The sequence below is a fragment of the Chromobacterium amazonense genome, from assembly GCF_001855565.1.
GTDB classification, from domain to species: domain Bacteria; phylum Pseudomonadota; class Gammaproteobacteria; order Burkholderiales; family Chromobacteriaceae; genus Chromobacterium; species Chromobacterium amazonense.
On the sequence record NZ_MKCR01000026.1, the window covers coordinates 61,909 to 81,162 of the forward strand.

The 19,254-nt window shown below is 63.0% G+C and carries 13 protein-coding genes; 8 read left to right on the forward strand and 5 right to left on the reverse strand.

Annotated features, from left to right (window positions below; translation table 11 throughout):
* Window positions 1-5: 5 nt before the first annotated feature.
* Together flhA and flhB are read right to left on the reverse strand one after the other, a co-directional pair.
* Window positions 6-2,087, reverse strand: a complete 2,082-nt coding sequence (flhA, locus tag BI343_RS10580) for a flagellar biosynthesis protein FlhA (RefSeq protein ID WP_043623427.1) — start codon at window positions 2,085-2,087, stop codon at window positions 6-8.
* Window positions 2,088-2,093: 6 nt separating this feature from the next.
* Window positions 2,094-3,260, reverse strand: a complete 1,167-nt coding sequence (gene flhB / locus BI343_RS10585) for a flagellar biosynthesis protein FlhB (protein ID WP_071109661.1) — start codon at window positions 3,258-3,260, stop codon at window positions 2,094-2,096.
* A gap of 137 nt (window positions 3,261-3,397) precedes the next feature.
* On the opposite strand from flhB, the gene BI343_RS10590 reads away from it, so the two are divergent.
* The 5 genes from BI343_RS10590 to BI343_RS10610 all read left to right on the forward strand — a co-directional run bounded on the left by BI343_RS10590 (window position 3,398) and on the right by BI343_RS10610 (window position 11,604).
* A complete protein-coding gene (locus BI343_RS10590) occupies window positions 3,398-4,192 on the forward strand; it encodes a thymidylate synthase (protein WP_043623692.1) in 795 nt (264 codons plus the stop codon).
* Window positions 4,189-4,686, forward strand: coding sequence for a dihydrofolate reductase (locus BI343_RS10595; RefSeq protein ID WP_071109662.1), 498 nt, complete (start codon window positions 4,189-4,191; stop codon window positions 4,684-4,686). Before BI343_RS10590 ends, BI343_RS10595 begins: the two co-directional genes overlap by 4 nt.
* Before the next feature lie 288 nt (window positions 4,687-4,974).
* On the forward strand, window positions 4,975-8,427 hold the full coding sequence (locus BI343_RS10600; RefSeq protein WP_071109663.1) for an alpha/beta fold hydrolase: 3,453 nt from the start codon (window positions 4,975-4,977) through the stop codon (window positions 8,425-8,427).
* Window positions 8,428-8,502: 75 nt separating this feature from the next.
* Window positions 8,503-10,386, forward strand: coding sequence for a c-type cytochrome (locus BI343_RS10605; RefSeq protein ID WP_071109664.1), 1,884 nt, complete (start codon window positions 8,503-8,505; stop codon window positions 10,384-10,386).
* Between the two features lie 30 nt (window positions 10,387-10,416).
* On the forward strand, window positions 10,417-11,604 hold the full coding sequence (locus BI343_RS10610; RefSeq protein ID WP_071109665.1) for a metallophosphoesterase family protein: 1,188 nt from the start codon (window positions 10,417-10,419) through the stop codon (window positions 11,602-11,604).
* Window positions 11,605-11,682: 78 nt separating this feature from the next.
* Here the strand turns inward: BI343_RS10610 and BI343_RS10615 are convergent, their stop codons facing one another.
* The 3 genes from BI343_RS10615 to BI343_RS10625 form a co-directional block, all read right to left on the reverse strand.
* The gene (locus BI343_RS10615) at window positions 11,683-12,351 is read right to left on the reverse strand and encodes a GntR family transcriptional regulator (RefSeq protein WP_071109666.1); all 669 of its coding nucleotides are present in this window, start codon (window positions 12,349-12,351) and stop codon (window positions 11,683-11,685) included.
* A 329-nt stretch (window positions 12,352-12,680) separates the two neighbouring features.
* Window positions 12,681-13,382 (reverse strand): bifunctional 2-polyprenyl-6-hydroxyphenol methylase/3-demethylubiquinol 3-O-methyltransferase UbiG, encoded by a 702-nt coding sequence (ubiG, locus tag BI343_RS10620; RefSeq protein WP_071109667.1) that lies wholly within the window; start codon window positions 13,380-13,382, stop codon window positions 12,681-12,683.
* Between the two features lie 4 nt (window positions 13,383-13,386).
* A complete protein-coding gene (locus tag BI343_RS10625; RefSeq protein WP_071109668.1) occupies window positions 13,387-14,706 on the reverse strand; it encodes a TRZ/ATZ family hydrolase in 1,320 nt (439 codons plus the stop codon).
* Between the two features lie 250 nt (window positions 14,707-14,956).
* On the opposite strand from BI343_RS10625, the gene BI343_RS10630 reads away from it, so the two are divergent.
* From BI343_RS10630 to BI343_RS10645, 3 genes are all read left to right on the forward strand, one after another.
* Window positions 14,957-17,182, forward strand: coding sequence for a putative bifunctional diguanylate cyclase/phosphodiesterase (locus BI343_RS10630; protein WP_071109669.1), 2,226 nt, complete (start codon window positions 14,957-14,959; stop codon window positions 17,180-17,182).
* Window positions 17,183-17,499: 317 nt separating this feature from the next.
* Entirely contained in the window at window positions 17,500-18,741 is a 1,242-nt protein-coding gene (locus tag BI343_RS10640; RefSeq protein WP_071109671.1) for an MFS transporter, read from the forward strand.
* Between the two features lie 268 nt (window positions 18,742-19,009).
* A complete protein-coding gene (locus BI343_RS10645; RefSeq protein WP_071109672.1) occupies window positions 19,010-19,246 on the forward strand; it encodes a hypothetical protein in 237 nt (78 codons plus the stop codon).
* Window positions 19,247-19,254 lie beyond the last annotated feature (8 nt).

The window sequence follows — 19,254 nt, forward strand, 5'->3', positions numbered from 1 at the left end:
AGCCCCTAGCCCTTGCTGCCGCCTATTACCGCAATTATACGAATGGATTTATTGTCTGGAATCTCATTATGCGAAATCACACGCAGCTGCGGCAATGCCCGACGCAAGAAGCGGGCCAGCAGCGGGCGCAAGCCCGGGGCCGTCAGCAATACCGGATTGTACCCTTGAATCTCCACTTGTTCGGTCTGTTGTGCCGCGCTGGACAACAGATTTTCCGCCAAGCCCGGCTCCAGGCCGCCGCCGGCTTTGGACTGAACCGCCTGCATCAGCACGTTTTCCAGCTGCGGCTCCAGCGTCATCAGCGGCAACTCGTTCTCGCCGGGGAACAGCTGCTGCACGATGACGCGCGACAGCGCGGTGCGCACCGCGCTGGTCAATTCGTCTATGTCCTGATTCTGCGGGATATGATCGGCCAGCGTTTCAATGATGGTGCGGAAGTCGCGGATGTGGATGCCGTCGGTCAGCAATTGCTGCAGCACTTTCTGCAAGGTGCCCACCGGCACCACCTTGGGCACCAGGTCTTCAATCAGCTTCGGCGATTCCTTGGCCTGATGGTCGATCAGCGCCTGCACCTCTTCGCGGCCCAGCAATTCCGCGGCATGGGTCTGCAGCAGGTTGGAGATGTGGGTGGCCACCACGGTGCTGGCGTCCACCACGGTGTAGCCCAGGCTTTGCGCTTCCTCGCGCTTGCCGGCGTCTATCCACACCGCCGGCAGGCCAAAGGCGGGGTCGGTGGTCGGCGTGCCGCCGATCTCGCTGCTGACGCGGCCGGGATTGATCGCCAGGAATTGTCCGATGAAGGCCTCTCCTTGGCCCACTTCCACGCCCTTGAGCAGGATGCGGTAGGCGCTGGGCTTGATTTCGAGGTTGTCGCGGATGTGGACCGGCGGCACCAGGAAACCCAGGTCCTGGGCGATCTTCTTGCGGATGCCGCGGATGCGGCGCAGCAACTCGCCATCCTGCGAGCGGTCCACCAGCGGGATCAGCCGGTAGCCGACTTCCATGCCCAATTGGTCTACATGCTGCACATCGTTCCAACCGACCTCCGCCGCTTGTTGTTCCGGAGCCGGCGCCGGCTGGGCGGCCTGCAGTTCCCTGGCCCGTTGCTGTTTGTTGCGGTTCTCCATCGCCCGCGCCAGCGCCAGCAGACAGCCGGCGATCAGCAGGAAGGACAGGTGGGGCATATTGGGAACCAGGCCTATCATGCCGATCACCGCCGAGGTGATGTACAGCACCTGCGGCTTGGTGAACAGCTGGGTCAGGAACTGTTCCGACATGTCCTGATCGGTGCCGACGCGCGTCACCACGATGCCGGCGGCGGTGGAGATGATCAGCGCCGGAATCTGCGCCACCAAGCCGTCGCCTATGCTCAGCAGGGTGTAGGTTTCCGCCGCCTGGCCCACCGGCAGGTCGTGCTGCACCACGCCGACGATCAGACCGCCTATCACGTTGATCAGGATGATCAGGATGCCGGCCATGGCATCGCCGCGCACATATTTGGAGGCACCGTCCATGGCGCCGAAGAAGTTGGCCTCCTCGGCGATGGTGGAGCGGCGCTTGCGCGCCTCATCCTCGCCGATCAGGCCGGCGTTGAGGTCGGCGTCGATGGCCATCTGCTTGCCTGGCATGGCGTCCAGGGTGAAGCGGGCGGACACTTCGGCGATCCGGCCGGCGCCCTTGGTGATCACCACGAAGTTGATGATGGTGATGATGATGAACACCACGATGCCGATGGCGACATTGCCGCCCACCAGGAAGTGGGAAAACGATTCGATCACCTTGCCGGCGGCGTCCGGGCCGGTATGGCCCTCCAGCAGCACCACGCGGCTGGAGGCCACGTTCAGCGACAGCCGCAGCATGGTGGTGATCAAGAGCACCGACGGGAAGGACGAGAAGTCCAGCGGCTTGCGGACATTGATGCCCACCAGCAGCACGATTACCGACACCGCGATGTTGAAGGTAAAGAAGATGTCGAGCAGCACCGGCGGCAACGGCAGGATCATCATCGTCAGGATGAGGATGATCAGCAGCGGCCCGGCAAGCTGGGCGATCTTCATGTTTCGCAGTATTTGGAGGATGGCGTCCATGCTGGCTTATCGGCTTTCTTCTGGCGCCGAATCTTGCGGACGTTTGCTGTACGGGTCAAGCTCCTCGGGCACATCCAACTGGTCAGGGAACACCGGAGCCGCGCCGCCGACTGATTGGTATTGCTGCAGCTGGAACACATAGGCCAGCACCTGGGCCGCCGCCGCGTACAGCGCGGCCGGGATGTCTTCGCCCAGTTCGGCATTGAAATACAGCGCCCGGGCAAAGCGCGGCGAGCGCATCACCGGCACCCGGCTGTCCTTGCCGGTGTCTATGATCTTCTCCGCCAGCTTCAGCGAGCCCTTGGCCACCACCTGCGGCGCGCGCATGCCGTCTTCGTACTTCAGCGCCACCGCGAAGTGGGTCGGGTTGGTGACGATGACATTGGCCTTGGGCACTTCCTGCATCATGCGCTTGCGCGCGGCTTCGCGCTGCATCTGGCGGATGCGGCCCTTCACTTCCGGCGAGCCTTCCACCTCCTTATATTCCTGCTTGACCTCTTCCTTGGTCATCCTGAGTTTCTTGTAGTAGCTCCACAGTTGATAGGGAACGTCGATCGCCACCAGCAGTATCATCGCCGCGGTGACGATGAAGAAAGTGTGGATGATCATGTCGGTCATCTTCAGGATGGCGGCTTCCAGCGGCATGGCGATCAGACCGATGATCTCATCCCGCTCTTTCCAGATGTACCAGGTGGCGATGCCGCCGATCAGCAGGCTTTTCAGAATGGCTTTCAGGCCCTCGGTGGCGGCATTCAGCGAAAAGAGGCGCTTGACGCCGGGCAGGGGATTGAGCTTGCCGAAATTCGGCTCCAGCGCCTTGGTGGTGAGATTCCAGCCGCCCACCAGGGTGGGGATGAACAGAGCTACCAGCACCAGCCCGCCGAAAAACGGCGCCAATTGCCACAGCGCGCCGAAGATCGCTTCCTTGAATTGACGCAGCGCCGGCTCGGTGTTCTGCACGGTGCTTTGATTGAAGGTGAGCAGCTGCCGCATGGTTTCGCGCAGGAATACGGCCATCTTGCCGCCCAGCACCATCAGCAGGGAAACGCCGGCCATGGTGATGGCGAACGTCGACAATTCCCGCGATCGGGGAATATTGCCGTCTTCTCGAGCCGTTGACAGTCGTTTGGCTGACGCGGGTTCGGTGCGTTCGAGGTCTGAGTCTTCTGCCATGGGCTCGTTTCAGTTTTGCTTTAATAATGCTTTTGTCTTGATTTTAAAATGAATGTTAGCGTATGCCGGGCCGCTCCGGCCAGTGTTACAATCTGGGCCTTTGGTTTTGCCGCCTTGGCGGAGTGGGGAACATCGACATGCAACAGTACCTCGACCTGATGCGCCATGTGCTGGAACACGGCCATGACAAGGCCGACCGCACCGGCACCGGCACCCGTTCGGTGTTCGGCTACCAGATGCGTTTCAATCTGCAGGACGGCTTTCCGCTGGTCACCACCAAGAAGCTGCATCTGAAATCGATCATCCATGAGCTGCTGTGGTTCCTGTCCGGCGACACTAATATCCGTTATCTGAAGGAAAACGGCGTATCGATCTGGGACGAGTGGGCCGACGAGAACGGCGACCTTGGCCCGGTGTACGGCTATCAATGGCGCAGCTGGCCGGCTCCGGATGGCCGCAGCATAGACCAGATCAGCCAGCTCTTGGACATGATCAAGAAGAATCCGGACTCGCGCCGGCTGATCGTATCGGCGTGGAATCCGGCGCTGGTGGACCAGATGGCGCTGCCCCCGTGCCACAGCCTGTTTCAGTTTTACGTCGCCGACGGCAAGCTGTCCTGCCAGCTTTATCAGCGCTCGGCCGATATTTTCCTCGGCGTGCCGTTCAACATCGCCAGCTATGCCTTGCTGACCATGATGGTGGCGCAGGTCTGCGGCTTGCAGCCCGGCGATTTTGTCCACACCTTGGGCGACGCCCACCTGTACAGCAACCATCTGGAACAGGCCAGGCTGCAATTGACGCGCGAGCCGCGCCCGCTGCCGACCATGAAGCTGAATCCGGCAGTCAAAGACCTGTTCGCCTTCACGTTCGAGGACTTCGCGCTGGAAGGCTATGATCCGCATCCGCACATCAAGGCGCCGGTGGCGGTATGAGCGAGGCAAGCAAACCGATGCTGACGCTGGTGGCGGCGATGGCCGCCAACCGCACCATAGGCATCAACAACACGCTGCCCTGGCATCTGCCGGAAGACCTGAAGCATTTCAAGGCGGCGACCTTGGGCAAGCCGGTGATCATGGGCCGCAAGACCTGGGATTCGATAGGCCGGCCGCTGCCGGGGCGCCGCAATATCGTGGTGACGCGGCAGGCGGACTGGCGCGCGGACGGCGCGGAAGTGGCCCATTCCCTGGAGGATGCGCTGGCCTTGGCCGGCGCGGTGGACGAGGCCTGCCTGATCGGCGGCGCCGAGTTGTACCGCCAGGCGCTGCCCATCGCCGACAAGCTGTGCCTGACCGAAATCGGCCAGGCTTTCGACGGCGACGCGCATTTTCCGGCGTTTTCCGCCGCTGACTGGCGCGAGACCGCGCGCGAGCCGGCAGTGGGCGCCAACGGTCTGGCTTACGCCTTTGTCGAGTACCTGCGCCGCTGACTCAGCGCATTCGTGAGACGCCGAGCATGTGGATTATCTGGCCGGAAGCGTTTGCTTCCGGCTTTGTCATTTGCAGAAGCGGAATGTCTTTATGATCAGCTATAATCATTTATCATTGATAATGTTATTTTTTTGATCTAGACCTGATGAAAAGCGTTTAGCGCATGTTCAAACGCTCAAATCAATAACAGCGCCGGCCTGGCCGGCCTCGCGCCCGCAGCCTGACTGCGCCGCGCCTTCTGCATGGTATTCGTGGCCTGAAATCCTATCCGATACAGGAGCACGAGAATGGCGCGCATCTCCACCCCCATCAGCGAGATCAAAGAGCATTACGAAGTCGTGGTGATCGGTTCCGGCTACGGCGGCGGCATTGCCGCTTCCCGCATGGCGCGGGCGGGCCGCAGCGTCTGTCTGCTGGAGCGCGGGCGCGAGATCGTTCCCGGCGAATACCCGGCCACGCTGGCCGAAGCCACGCCGGAATTCCAGGTGCACCATCCGGACGGCCATCTCGGCTCGCGCACCGGCCTGTATGATCTGCACGTCAATCCGCAGCAGAACGTGATGGTGGGATGCGGCCTGGGCGGCACCTCGCTGATCAACGCCAATGTCTCGCTGCAGCCGGAGCCGCAGGTATTCGAAGATCCGCGTTGGCCGCGCAAGGTGCGGGAGCACGCCGACACCCTGCTGAAAGACGGCTTCGCGCGGGCGCAGGAGATGCTGCGGCCCAATCCCTATCCGGACACGGCTCCGCCCTTGCCCAAGCTGCAGGCCAATCAGAAATCCTCGGAACGGCTCAAGGCCAAGCACAGCTTTTATCGGCCGCCGATCAACGTCACTTTCGAGCCGCTGCCGGACAATCTCAATCACGTCGGCGTGGAGCAACAGCCTTGCAACTACTGCGGCGACTGCGTTTCCGGCTGCAACAACAAGGCCAAGAACACCACGCTGATGAACTATCTGCCCGACGCCTGCAATCATGGCGCGGAAATCTTCTGCCAGGCCTCGGTGCGCTATCTGCAGCGCGACGGCGACGGCTGGATCGTGCATTACCAGTACGTGGGCACCGGCCGGGAACAATTCGATGCGCCGACGCTGTTCGTCAAGGCCGACATCGTCATCCTGTCCGCCGGCACCCTGGGTTCCACCGAGATCCTGCTGCGTTCGCGCGATCAAGGCCTCGCGCTGTCCGGCGAGCTCGGCAAGCACATGAGCGGCAACGGCGATATCCTCGGCTTCGGCTACAACAACGACGACAAAATCAACGGCATCGGCTTCGGCAGTCATTCGGGCAAGGACATCGGTCCAGTGGGGCCCTGTATTACCTCCATCATCGACATGCGCGACGAGACCGACTGGCGCAAGCGCATGGTGATAGAGGAGGGCTCCGTTCCGGGCGCGATAGGCGGGGCCATGGTGCCGGCGATGGCGGCGGCATCGGCGGAGCTGGGGCAAGCGGCGGAGAGCGGGCCGCTGGCCAAGCTCAAATACGTTGCGCGAGAGGCGGAAAGCGCCTTGCGCGGGCCCTATCACGGCGCGATGAATCGGCTGCAGACGTATCTGATCATGAGCCACGACGACGGTGCCGGCGTGATGGCGCTGGACGAGCATGGACAGCTGAAGCTGGAATGGCCGGGCGTGGGCGAGCAGCCCAATTTCGAGATCGGCAACGCGCGGCTGTTGGAGGCGACCCGCGCGCTGGGCGGCATCTACGTGCGCAACCCGATCTGGACCGACCTGTTCCGCCACAGCCTGATCACCGTGCACCCGCTGGGCGGCTGCGTGATGGGCGAGGATGCGGGCCAGGGCGTGGTCAACCACAAGGGCCAGGTGTTCAGCGGCGCCGCCGGCGACGCAGTGTATCCCGGACTGTACGTCACCGATGGCTCCGTGATCCCCACCTCATTGGCGGTCAATCCCTTGCTCACCATCTCCGCGGTCAGCGAGCGCGCGATGGCCTTGTTGGCGGCCGATCGCGGCTGGACCATAGACTATGCCTTGCCGTCGGCGCCGCGCCGGCGCCAGTCGCCCGCCAAACCCGGCATCGAATTCACCGAGACGATGAAGGGCTTCTTCTCCACCGCCCACCGCCAGCCGGCCGGCACCGATCTGGCGGCCTACCAGGCGGCGTATCAGGCCGGCAAGGACGCAGGCTCGGCGATGGGCTTCACCGTCACCGTGGCCTCGGACGATCTGGACAGGCTGATTGCCGATCCCAGCCATCCCGCCACCATTGTCGGCACGCTGAATGCGCCGGCGCTGTCGCCGTTGCCGCTGACGGTGACCCACGGCGTGTTCAATCTGTTCGAGGCGTATCCGCAACAGGTGGGCGAGCGCCACATGAACTACAAGATGCGGCTGACGGCGGAGGATGGCGTCGAGTATTTCTTCAGCGCGTTCAAGTCGGTGCCCAGCGACCACGGTCCGCTCCAGGTCTGGGCCGATACCAGCACGCTGTACGTGACGGTGTACCGGGGCGTGGACGAGGGCGGCGAGGTGGTAGGCAGCGGCGTGCTGCACATCGAGCCGGCCGACTTCGCGCGGCAGATGACCACGATGAAGGTGCTCAATGTGGAGAACGAAGCCGAGCGGCTGAAGCAGCTTGCCCGCTTCGGCGAGTACTTCGCCGGCGTGCTGTGGGAGAGCTACGGCGGCGTGCTGGCGCCCAATGTCTACTTCAATCCGGACGCGCCGCCGCGCAAGAAGCGCCCGCTCAACGTCTGCGCGCCCGAGGTGGTGTTCTTTCCGACCGAGGACGGCGTCAACCTGCGGCTCACCCGCTACAACGGCGGCGGCAAGGGCCCGGTGATGCTGGTGCACGGCCTGGGCGTGGGATCGAACATCTTCTCCACCGACACCATCTCCACCAATCTGCTGGAGTACCTGTACCAGCACGGCTACGACGTATGGCTGCTGGACTTCCGCGTCAGCATCCTGCTGCCGGCCAGCCAGCAGCAGTGGGACGGCGACCAGGTGGCGCGCTACGACTATCCGGCGGCGATCCGTCGCATACGCGAGGCCACCGGCGCGGCCGAGGTGCAGTGCGTGGTGCACTGCTATGGTGCCACCACCTTCTTCATGTCCATGCTGGCCGGCCTGGAGGGCGTGAGATCGGTGGTGTGCTCGCAGATCGCCGCCGACATCGTGGTGCCGACCGCCACCCAGGTTAAGACCGGCCTGCACCTGCCGACGGTGCTGGACAAGCTGGGCGTGTCGTCGTTGACCGCCTACACCGCGTCGGACTCCAACTGGTTCGAAAAATTGTACGACACCGCGTTGAAGGGTTACGCGCTGGCGGAGGCGCAGGGCTATTGCAACAACCCGGTCTGCCACCGCATCACCTTCATGTACGCATCGCTGTACCGCCATGAAACCCTGAACGAGACGCTGCACGACAATCTGCACGAACTGTTCGGCGTGGCGAACATGCGCACCATGGAGCATCTGGCGCGGATGTGCCGCGAGGGGCGGCTGGTGTCCTTCGACGGCGACGACCTCTACATGCCGCACTTCGACCGGTTGCAGCTGCCCATTCTGTTCATCAGCGGCGAACATAACGAGTGCTACCTGCCGGAGAGTACCCAGCGCACCTACGAAAAATTGGTGCAGCGCTATGGGCCGGAGCGCTACAGCCGGCTGGTGGTGCCGGGCTACGGCCACATCGACTGCATGTTCGGCAAGGATGCAGCGGCCGATGTCTATCCGGCCATCGTCGCGCATCTGGACAAGACCGCAGGCGGCTGAGGCGGAAGCGCCGGGGCCGCTGTCAGGTCCCGGCCGCGACTGACCATTCGACACCGTCTTCACAAGGACATCTTCATGGACAAGACTCGTTGCGCGGAGTGTGGCGTGCGCTGGTTCCAGCGTTTCATCTGGATTGGCATCGCCATGAACATGGTATTCGCGATACCGGCGCTGTTCTGGCCGGACTTCCTGAACAGTAGCTTCGGCCTGCCAAGCCAGGCGGTTTACCCTTGGCTGCAAAACGCCGGCATGCTGCTGGTGGGGATCAGCCTGTTCTATGCGCCGGCCGGCGTCTGCGCCACGCGCTATCCGGTGTATGCCTGGCTGTGCGTGCTGTCCCGGCTGATCGCGGTGGTGTTCTGGATCTACCTGATCCAGACCTCGGGCTATCCGGACGCCTTCAAGCCGCTGCTGTATTCCGACGCCGCGATGTTCGTCATCCTGGGCGCCTTGTTGTACATCGGCCTGCCGGACCAGCGCCCATGGCCGCTGATCCGCGCCGGTTTGTGCGGCTTGTGGCGCTGCGCGGCCAAGTGTTTTTCCGGCGCCCGCCGCAAGATCGCCATCGCCGCGGTGCTGGTGTTGGCTTTCGTCGGCTACGAGGCTTGGGCCAATCTGCTGCGAGAGGTGCCGCAGCCGCCCATCCAGTCCGATGTCGAGCATTTCAAATATGCCGCCATCGGCCTGGGGGCTGATGCCCGCATCCCCTTGTATGTGTTTTCGGTGCTGCCGAAGGTGTGCGCGCAACGCATGCCGAGAATGGGGACGGGCTGGCAGGCGTTCGGCTTCATCTATGAAGGCGGACATGATTTGCCGATAGGCCTGGCCAAGCGGCAGATAGGTTACCCGTCGGTGGAGCCCAATTGCGCCCTGTGCCATACCGGCCAGTACCGCAAGAGCGCGGATGACGTGCCGGTGCCGGTGCCCACCGCGCCGGCGGCGCTGCTGGATCTGGAGTCGTTCCAGTGGTTCCTCTACGACTGCGCCAGCGATCCGGACTTCAAGCCCAAGGTGATGGACGCCATCGAGCAGCATTACGATCTGGGGCCTATCGAAAAACTGTTCTACCGTTTCCTGATCGTGCCGGCCACCCAGCAGGCTTTTCTCAAGCAGGAGAAACAGTACGCCTGGCAAAAGCTGCGGCCGCTGCAGGGGCCGGGGCGCACCGACACCTTCAATCCCACCAAGATGGCGATCTTCGGCTTCCCGGACGACTCCACCATAGGCACGGTGGACTTGCCGCAAATCTGGAACCAGAAGCCGCGCGAATCAATGTACCTGCACTGGGACGGAAATAACAACGACATCCACGAACGCAACTATGCCGCGGCCATGGCCGTGGGCGCGACGCCGCAGTCGGTGCTGCCGGCCGAATTCCAGCGCGTGACCGACTGGCTGCTGACGCATGAGCCGCCCAAGTGGCCGTTCGGCGGTCTCGATCAGGTGCGGGTGGCGCGCGGGCGCACGCTGTGGGGGCAGAACTGCGCCCAGTGCCATGATTTTGGCAAAGCCGACACCGGCCAAGTGACGGTGGGGCTGGATGAGCTGGGCACCGATCCTTACCGCGTCAACTCCTTCACCGTCGGCCTGGTGGACAAATTCCATCAGTTCAAGAAACCGCCGTTCGACTTTGGCGCCTATCGGAAGACGCAGAGCTACAGCAATACGCCCACCGATGGCATCTGGCTGCGCTCGCCCTATCTGCACAACGGTTCGGTGCCGACCTTGTGGGATCTGCTGCAGCCATCGGACAAGCGGCCCAAGATGTTCTATCGCGGCTCCAGCGTGTTCGACACCCGCAATGTGGGTTTTCTCAGCGGCGGGCCGGACAGCAAGGGCGGCGGTTACTTCCAGTTCGACACGCGCTTGCCGGGCAATCACAACACCGGGCATGAATACGGCGTTCATCTGAGCGACAGCGATAAATGGGCGCTGATTGAGTACATGAAGACGCTGTAAATCAGCGGCGACGAAACAAGGAGGCGGACGATGGATGTGTTTGCGGACTGGAAGAGCAGGATTGAGAGCGATCTGGCGGCGACCGAACAGAATCTGCAGCAGAAGCGGCAGATGCTGGCGCGCTTGCAGCAGGCGCATGATCAGGTGTGGGAGGTGATCAATAGCGGCTCCACCTCTTCGGCCGGCATTCCGTGGGAGTTTGCCCATGGCCTGTCCATCCTTGAGGGCGTGCTGGACGGCAAGCCGCTGCCCACTACCGAGGCCGAACTGCCCACCCGGGTGATGGATGACGGCACGCTGCTGGGCTGCCGCAAGTGGGAGCTGCTGGACCCGCTGTGGGGCGAGTCGCTGGTGGCCTGGTTCGAGCACTTGGCGAACCGCGCGCCGTGGGCGAGCCAGCCGGCGGCGCTGACCCTGCCTGATCAGGTCAGCTTCAATATCGCCGGGGATTGGGGCAGCGGCGACTATATCGCCGGCAAGGTGGCGGCGGCGATGGCCAAGCAGCCGACCGATTACACTATCCACCTGGGGGATGTCTATTACGCCGGCGCTAGTCCGGATGAGAGCCGCGACTTCGCCAACTGGCCGGCCGGCGGACGCGGGCAATTCACGCTGAACTCCAACCATGAGATGTACAGCGGTGCGTTTGGCTATTTCCAGGAGCTGGGGCTGCGCTTCCCGCTGCAGCAAGGCACCAGTTATTTCAGCTTGCGCAACTCCAATTGGCTGATTCTTGGCCTGGATACCGCCTATTGGTCGGACAAGTACAAGTTGTATATGGACGGCGCCTTGGGCGACGCGCAGGCGGCTTGGCTGAAGGCCACTGCCTCCGGCTGGCAGGGCAAGATCATGCTGCTGTCGCACCACCAGGGCTATTCGATAGACGGTTCGGCGACCACCCCGCTGTACGACGAAGTGACCGCGGCCTTGGGGCGGGCGCCGGACTACTGGTACTGGGGACATCTGCACAATGTGATCTGCTATCAGCCGCGCAACGGCATGCTGGGCCGCTGCGTCGGCCATGGCGCCATTCCCTATGGCCCGGCCAGCATTCTGGACGGCAAGCCGCAGGTGGCATGGGCGGAAACGCGCTCGGCCGACGACAGCCGGTACCCGCAGCGGGTGCTGAACGGCTTCATCCGGCTGGAACTGAATGGCATGGCGCTGACGGAAATCCTGTACGACGAAAACGGGCAGCGCCGCTGGCCATTGCCGTGATGGCCAGCGATGGGCAAAAGCAAAGGGCTGCCTGGGGCAGCCCTTGCCATTCCATGCCTCGGCAAGCGCCTGGCATGCTCAGCCTCGGCCCTCCAAGGCCTCGGCCGCGCTTTGCGCCAGCTGGCTGTAATCGCGGCCGAAATCGGCCACCATTTGCTTCAGTCGCGCGGTATCGCGCGCGATCAAGGTTTTCAGCAGGCTTTCCAGGAACAGGTGGGTGCGCTCCATCTGGCTCTGGCCAGCGCGCAGAATGGCGTACAGGCAGCGCTGGGTCAGCGGCAGCATGTCGTTCAGGGTGTCGGTCAGGTAACGGTTGTCGGCATGGCGGTACAGCGCGGACAGGAATTCGATGCCGTAATCGTAGAAGGCTTGCAGGTCATCGCGGCGTTTGGCTTCTTCCAGCTGCGCCATCAGCTCGATGAAGCGCGCCAGGTCGTCGTTCTGCCAGCCGGCGGCCAGATTTTGCACCACTCGCTCCAGCAGCAGAAACCATAGATCAAAGAAGTCGCGCACGTCGCGCGCGCTGATGCTGGCCACCACCGCGCCGCGGCGCGGAAAAATGTCTACCAGGTGGCGGCGCTGCAGAATCAGCAAGGCCTCGCGCACCGAGCCGCGGCTGACTTCCAGCTCGGATGCGATGCGCAGCTCCTGTATCCGTTCCCCCGGTTTCATCTCGCCTTGGATGATCTGTCTGCCGAGATATTGGGCGATCTGTTCGGTCAACAGGTCGTTGGCCTTGAATGTCATGCGTCATCTCCGGAATGGAATGTTATCGTTCTCGTTCGTATTGTAAGGCATGATGATGCCAGATTGTCCGGCAATATCCTGTCGGTTTGCCGGTTTGTATCCGGCGCGGGGCGCCTAGCCTAACGACGCAACCCAGCGGCGGCGCATTATCATGCATCTGCTTCAGAGAGGGCGGCCATGATATCAATCAGACGATTAAAACGCATGTTTTGTGTTTCTGTTGACAGTCAGACGTGGAATTATCTGTCGCCAAGAGCGCGGAAGGGCGGAGTGCTTGCGCTTAGGGGGATGCGCGCCGCCCAAGACTGCGGGAGCGGCGCGCGGGGGGCTTACTCCGCCGAGCGGCGGGTGGCCATCAGATAGTTGACGTCGGTATCGTCGTTCAAGGCGTAGATGCGGGTGAGCGGGTTGTAGCCCATGCCGCTGAGACCGTGCAGATTCAGCCCGGCGTGCCGCGCCATGCGTCCCAGTTCGGACGGTTTGATGAAGCGGGCATATTCATGGGTGCCGCGCGGCAGCATGTTCAGCACATACTCCGCGCCGACGACGGCGAGCATATAGGCCTTGGCGTTGCGGTTCAGCGTGGAGAAGAACACCCAGCCGCCCGGCTTCACCAGCGTGGCGCAGGCGCGCACCACGCTTTGCGGGTCCGGCACGTGCTCCAGCATTTCCATGCAGGTGACCACGTCGAAGCTGGCCGGCATCTCCGCCGCCAGCTCTTCCACCGGCACGCAGCGGTAATCGATGGGCACGCCGGATTCCAGGCTGTGTAGCTGGGCGACCTTCAGCGATTTTTTGGCCAGGTCGATGCCGGTCACCTGGGCACCTTTTAGCGCCATGCTCTCGGCCAGGATGCCGCCGCCGCAGCCCACGTCCAGCACCTTCTTGCCGGCGAGGGAGGCGTGGCGGTCGATGTAATCCAGACGCAGCGGGTTGATTTCGTGCAGCGGCTTGAATTCGCTGTCCTTGTCCCACCATTTGTGCGCCAGCTGGCTGAATTTGTCGATTTCGAGTTCGTCTACGTTGCTCATGCTTTTACTTTGCCAGGATGCGGTTGCGCCAGTCGTCGGCGCGGGCTTTCAGAGTGGCCTCGTCCAGCGTCTTCAGCTTGCGGCCGGCCATCAGCGCGCGCCCCTTGACCCAGACGTGGCTGACTTGCTCGCGGCCTGCGGCGTACACCACGTGCGAGATCGGGTCGAAGGCCGGCGCGGTTTCCAGTTCGGACAGATCGATGGCGATCAGGTCGGCATCCTTGCCCACCTTGACCGAGCCGGTCTTGTCGGCGATGCCCAGCGCGCGCGCGCCGTTAAGCGTGGCCATGCGGATGGCGGCGGCGGCTGGCACGGTGGTCGGGTCCAGCGTGCCCACCTTGGCCAGCAGTGCGGCCAGGCGGGTTTCCGCCAGCATGTCCAGCTTGTTGTTGGAGGCGGCGCCGTCGGTGCCGATGCCCACGGCGATGCCGGCGTCCAGCATCTTGCCGATGGGCGCGATGCCGGAGGCCAGCTTCATATTCGAGGCCGGATTGTGGGCGGTGGACACGCCGTATTTCGCCGCCAGCTCGATTTCGGCGTCGTTCAGATGCACCATGTGCGCGGCCACCAGCCGCGGCGACAGCATGCCCAGCTGCTGCAGGCGAGCCAGCGGGCGTTGGCCGTGCTCCTTGACGCTGTTGTTCACCTCGTCGGCGGTTTCGTGGATGTGGCAGTGGATTAGCATGTCTTCCTGCTCGGCCAGCGTCACAACCTTGCGGAAAGTGTCGTCCGATACGGTATAGGGCGCGTGCGGTGCCAGGGTGAAGGTCACCAGCTCTTCGCCCAGGAACTGGCTGCGCTCGGCCATGCCCTTGGCGATGTAATCGTCGGCGTTGGTGGCGTAGTTGGTGGGAAATTCCAGGATGGAACAGCCGACGAAGGTGCGCATGCCGGAAGCCAGGCCGGCGCGCGCCATCGCGGCGTTGTAGAAATACATGTCGTTGATGGTGGTGGTGCCGCCGCGGATCATTTCGCCCATGGCTAGCAGCGCGCCGTCGAACACGAAATCGTCGCGCACGTGCTTGCCTTCGGCCGGCCAGATGTGGTTTTGCAGCCAGTCCATCAGCGCCTTGTCGTCGGCCAGGCCGCGCAGCAGCGTCATGGCGGAGTGGCCGTGCAGGTTGACCAGGCCGGGCATCAGCACGTGGTCGGGCAGGTCCAGCCGTTCGTCGGCTTCCAGCGCGGCGGCGTCGGCCGCTGGCAGAATGGCGGCAATCCTGCCATCCTTGATCGCCAGCGCGTGGTTTTCCAGGATTTCGCCATCCGTTTCCACGGTGATGATCCAGCGGGCGGAGATAATCTTTTCATAACGTGACTGCGGCATGGTGTGAATCCTGAACGCGTTGTCAATAAAGTGTCGTGGATTTTAGGCCCTGCGGGCCCGGCAAGGCAATGCGCCGCTCTTTTATCTCAAGCGGTATTGGCGCTCTCATGCGTGAAAATGACAATTGCAGATGACTTGTGGATATATAGAGGAAATGCCGGCCGACGCCGGTGTATACTGCTGATTGCACATATAAAATCTACTCCGGGCACGAACTCCAACACTTCGGCGAAGCAAAGACTAGCGCGACATGGCTCAACAAGCAGACGATAAAACCACTGCCAGCACTGGCCTGAATCTGAGGGACGTGTTTCTCATCGCCGTGATACTCGGCTTGCTGATCCCTGCCTCCATCATCAGCTATCTCAGTTTCAACATCCAGAAAGACAATCTGACCGCGCAGCTGGACACCGACCAGCGCCGTCTGCTCGACATCGTCGCGCTGGGGATGCAGGAGCCGCTGTGGAACCTCAGCCGCCAGGCAGGCAATCCCTTGATCGCGTCGGTGATGGAAGACCCGCGCGTGATCTCCATCCGCGTCACCGACACCCAATCCAACCAGGTGTTTCTGTCGGCGGTGCACAGCGAGCGCCGCATAGGCAGCGTGTCCTACGTGGAAAAGCCGGTGATCTATCGCGGCGAGGCCATCGGCCAGGTGACGATGGAATTCGACAACGAGAATCTGGCCATCGCGTTGAGCAATCAGGTCAAGAACATCCTGACGATTCTGGCGGCGCAGCTGGTGCTGTCCATCATGCTGATCATGAGCATCCTGCACTCGCGTTTCCTGCGGCCGATGCGCTTGGCCGCCAAGGTGTTCGAGAACACCGTAGAAGGCATCATGATCACCGATGCCGACAAGCGCATCCGCAGCGTCAACCGCGCCTTCACCGAAATCACCGGCTATACCCAGCACGAAGTGCTGGGGCAGAAGACCAGCATTCTGTCCTCCGGCCGCCATGACGAGCCGTTCTACGAGCAGATGTGGCAGTCCATTTCCGAGCAGGGCTCATGGCAGGGCGAGTTGTGGAACCGCCGCAAGAACGGCGAGGTTTATCCGGAGTGGCTTGCGATCAACGCGGTGCGCAACAGTCTGGGCGAGATCACCCACTATGTGGCGATTTTCAGCGACCTGACCGAGCGCAAGGCCGCCGACGACCGCATCCAGTTCCTGGCCCACTTCGACGTGCTGACCAGCCTGCCCAACCGCGTGCACATGCAGGACCGGGTGGAGCTGGCCATTCACAACGCGGTGCGCGACAACCAGCGGCTGGCCCTGCTGCTGCTGGACCTGGACCGCTTCAAGACCGTCAACGAGTCGCTGGGCCACTCGGCCGGCGATACCCTGCTGCAGGTGGCGGCGGACCGCATCCGCTCGGTGCTGGCGCCGGGCGAGATGCTGGCGCGCCAGGGCGGCGACGAATTCATCATCCTCTTGCCCCTGATTTCCGATCCAGGCGAGGCGGCGCTGGCGGCGGAGCGGGTGCGCGAGGTGTTCGCCAGCCCGATCGAGCTGCACAACCACGTGATCACCATCACGCCGTCCATCGGCATCAGCGTCTACCCGGACGACGGCCGCGACTACGAAACCCTGGTCCGCAACGCCGACGCGGCGATGTACCACGCCAAATCCTCCGGCCGCAACAGCTACAAGTTCTACACCGCCGACCTGAACGCCCGCGCCCGCGAGATCCTGGCCATCGAGAGCCAGCTGCGCTTCGCGCTGGAGCGCGACGAGTTCGTGCTGCACTATCAGCCGCAAGTAGACATGAAAACCGGCTGCATCATCGGCGCCGAAGCGCTGATCCGCTGGAACCACCCGTCGCTGGGCCTGCTCGGCCCGGTGCGCTTCATCCAGGTGGCCGAGGAGCGCGGCTTCATCGTGCAGATCGGCAATTGGGTGATCGCCGAGGCCACGCGGCAGATGGTGGCGTGGCGCCAGGCCGGCTTGCCGGAGGTGACCCTGGCCATCAACCTGTCGGCCTTGCAGTTCCGCCAGCCCGACTTGGCCGAACAGGTGCAGCAGGCCTTGTTGTCGCATGATCTGCCTGGCCACGCCCTGGACATCGAAGTGACCGAGAGCGTCATCATGGAGGACGCGCAGGCCACGATCCAGGCGATAGACACCATGAAGAGCATGGGGCTGCGGCTGTCCATCGACGACTTCGGCACCGGCTACTCCAGCCTGTCCTACCTCAAGCGCTTCAAGGCGGACAAGCTGAAGATCGACCGCTCCTTTGTGCGCGACATCCCGCAGGACGCCGACGACAGCGCCATCGCCCGCGCCATCATCAATATGGCCAAGAACCTGAACATGCAGGTAGTGGCGGAAGGGGTGGAGACGATGGAGCAATGGCAGTTCCTGGAGCAGGAAGGCTGCGATTTCGTCCAGGGCTATTTGATCGCCAAGCCGCTGCCGGCGGAGGAGTTCGCCGCGCTGCTGACCCAGGGCAGCCTGCTGCCGCAGGATGGGTGACAGGCGTTCAGGCATGCTCAAGGCCCGCGCAGAAGACGCGGGCCTTTTTCTTGTCGCGCGGTCAGAATGAAATGCGCGCGCCGGAACGGTTATGTCGTCACCCGCGGCGCGCTAGACAGCCGAACCGGTTGCCGGTGGCGGACCTGCGCGGGGAACCCGTAGCTGCCGTCAGCATCTGTATTGGAGCGGAGTCGCTCAGCGACGCCCAGATACGCGCGTATTCCGGTCCGCTGATCCAGGCCGTCCGCCAGCTGGCGGCCTGTATTGCTTAGCATCCGGATGGCGTAACCATACAGCAGAGCGGACGAGGGGATAGCATGGCCGGGGATGGCGAAGTCGTAGAGGTGCATAAATGGAGCAGGCTGCTGCGCGTGGTGGCGAGCCTGTTGCTGGGCTATGCCTTGCTGATGGTGGGCAATGCGCTGAGCAATACCCAGACCTCGCTCGCCTTGCTGCAGCAGGGCGTTCCGGTGACGGTGGCCGGGCTGGTGCAGTCGGCCTATTACGCCGGTTTCTTCATCGGCGGTTTCTTCTGCAGCGCCATTGTGCACCGCTATGGCCACCACCGCGCCTTTGCCGCCCTGGCGGCCATCATCTGCATCGTGGTGCTGGCGCAGGCGCTGGTGCATTCGCCCCTGCTGTGGGCGCTGGTGCGCTTCGTCAACGGCCTGGCCATCGTCGGCATCTTCATGGTGGTGGAGAGCTGGCTCAACGGCTGCGTCGGCAATGCGCAGCGCGGCCAGTTGTTCTCGCTGTACATGATGGTCAGCTACCTCGGCGCCAGCGCCGGCCAATGGCTGCTCAAGCTGCCGCTGACCCAGCCAGGCTGGCCCTTCATCGTGGTGGCCATGTTGTTCGCGCTGGCCATCATCCCTGTGACGCTGACCAGCCAGCGGCCGCTGACCTTGGTGGCCGCGCCGGCCGGCAGCGTGGTGTTGCTGACATTGCGCACCGTGGGCGAGTTGCGGCGGCTGGCGCCGTTGGCGCTGTACGGCGTGTTGATCGCGGGCTGTTTCAACAGCGCTTTTTACAGCATGTTGCCGGTGGTGCTGAGCCAGTTGAGTTATCTGCCGCACCAGATCGGCAATTTCATGGGCCTGGCGCTGCTGGCCGCGCCGCTGTTGCAGTGGCCCATGGGCAAATGGGCGGACCGCAGCGACCGCTGCCTGCTGTTGTCGCGCACGGCGTTGACTGTGGTGGTGGCCTCGCTGTTGCTGACCCAGCTGCTGGACACGGTGCTGCTGCTGCCCTTGGCGCTGGTATATGTCTGCGTGGCTTTTACTTTCTATGGCACCTTGAGCGGCATCGCCAACGATGCCATGCCGGCCGAGCGCCGGCTGGAAACCAGCGCGGCCTTGCTGACGCTGTACGCGCTGGGCGGCACGCTGGGGCCGCTGTTGTGCTCGCTGGCGATGGGCGCGCTGGGCGCCGCGGGCTATTTCGCCATATCCACAGCCATGGCAGCCGCGCTCTTGGGGCTGGCCGTATGGACGCTGCAGCAGCGCCAGGGGCGGCTGCCTTTCATCGACTACCTGCGCCGCATCGGGGCCAGGCTCTAGTTTCATCTGGAAGCTGAACCGCTTTCTTGGCAGCGTGTTTGCTCACAGTGACAGGGGCCTGAGCGGCGCGGCGCCGTCATGGAAAGAGGAGACGGGCGATGTTGTCGTTTCAGTATGCCAAAAGCGATTACATTGATTCTTTATGACAAAAGAATCGTAATCGCGCCTATGTGGAAAGGCAGGACAGGAATAGCCATTGTCGCAGCCGGGCGATGGCGCGCTGCCGATTTCCGCGCATCGAGTCCGGGTCACATAAGGAGCGGCAGAGATGGCCAAGCAGTTTTGCGAGACATGCGGCAAACAAACCGAGCATAGGGAGTGGATCCAGCAAAAGCCGTCCATGTATGGCACGAGCCGCAAGGAGAAGCTCAAGGCTTTTCTGGATGGCTTCTTTTCCGGCTGGGGCGGAGGCGGCGCGGCCGCCATCGATCTGGTGGATCGCTACGTGATTTGCCAGTCGTGCGGGCGCAAGACGCTGCAGAACCATGGCGAGCAGTTTCAGTGAGCCGCCTT